The following is a 1,280-nucleotide window of genomic DNA, read 5'->3' as shown; positions in this document are numbered from 1 at the left end:
CGTGTTTCAACTTCACGCGATCGATCAACAAGGAAAAACAGCGCTAAGGAAGCAGCTTAAACGTGAGCAGGTTGTCCCTTTTTTTGCCAACCTGGAGCCCTGCCTAGTGGGCATGGAGGCATGTGGCGGAGCCCACTATTGGGCAAGAAAACTGCAGGCACTTGGTCATACGGTCAAGTTAATGGCTCCGCAATTTGTGAAGCCCTACGTGAAGTCGAACAAAAACGATGTAGCTGACGCAGAAGCGATCTGTGAAGCCGTTACTCGGCCCAACATGCGCTTTGTGCCGATCAAGACGGTAGAGCAGCAAGCTATTTTGGCGGTGCATTGCGCACGGCAAGGGTTTGTAAAGGCCAGAACGGCACAAGCTAATTCGATTCGTGGGCTCCTTGGCGAATTTGGCGTGGTCTTGCCTCAGGGCATTCGACATATCGTCGAGCGTTTGCCGGATATTTTGGAAGATCATGAAAACGCTCTTCCTGGATCGTTACGCCAACTGATGCAGCGCTTGATGGAGCATTTCAAAGAGCTGGATCGACAGGTCGTCGAGTTGGAACGAGAGATTCAACAATGGCATCGCAGCAATGAAGACAGCTGCCGCCTGGCAGAAATGCCAGGCGTTGGCCCGCTCACTGCAACCGCGCTAGTGGCGTCAGTGGGTGACGCGAAAAACTTCAGTAACGGTCGGCAAATGGCGGCATGGTTGGGGTTAGTGCCGCGACAACACTCCAGCGGAGGCAAGCCCACGTTGTTGGGGATCAGTAAACGGGGCGATGGTTATTTACGCACCTTGCTGATTCATGGCGCACGCTCGATGGTTCGAGTGGTGGAGAGCAAGACAGATCCTTCGGCGGATTGGCTGAAGGGGTTATTGGCTCGTCGTCACACCAACGTTGCTGTCGTTGCACAGGCTAATAAGACGGCCCGGATAGCCTGGGCATTATTGGCCCATGGCACCAAGTTCCGACCCGACTACACCCCCGACGTAACGGTGGCGTAGCCGGCCCGGTGAAATGAAAAAGTGATGCGTTAGAAGGAGTACTTCCAAGGTTGCTCAGGCGATCATGACGTGATGGCAAGACAGGTAGGACCGGGATCGGGTAACTCTGCCCTGCTCACAGCGCTTCGAGCGCGTTGTGGTGATAAGAGCCCGATCAGCGAATTCCATCAGGGACAGAGGCACCGCCTCACTTAAAGTCCGGATGTATGGCTGCAACCTTATCCCGTCTGTGTTTTCACGAATTGAGTGCTTGGCATACTGGGGGCGTCCATGTATGAGC

At 54.4% G+C, this 1,280-nt stretch carries 1 protein-coding gene; it reads left to right on the top strand.

The annotated features are described in order from the left end of the window. Position 1: 1 nt before the first annotated feature. Entirely contained in the window at positions 2-1,000 is a 999-nt protein-coding gene (locus FIV35_RS29445) for an IS110 family RNA-guided transposase (RefSeq protein WP_146375132.1), read from the top strand. Positions 1,001-1,280: the final 280 nt, after the last annotated feature.

Source organism: Pseudomonas rhodesiae, assembly GCF_007858255.1.
In the GTDB taxonomy this organism is placed as follows: Bacteria; Pseudomonadota; Gammaproteobacteria; order Pseudomonadales; family Pseudomonadaceae; genus Aquipseudomonas; species Aquipseudomonas rhodesiae.
This window is presented reverse-complemented; position numbering and strand designations above follow the sequence as displayed.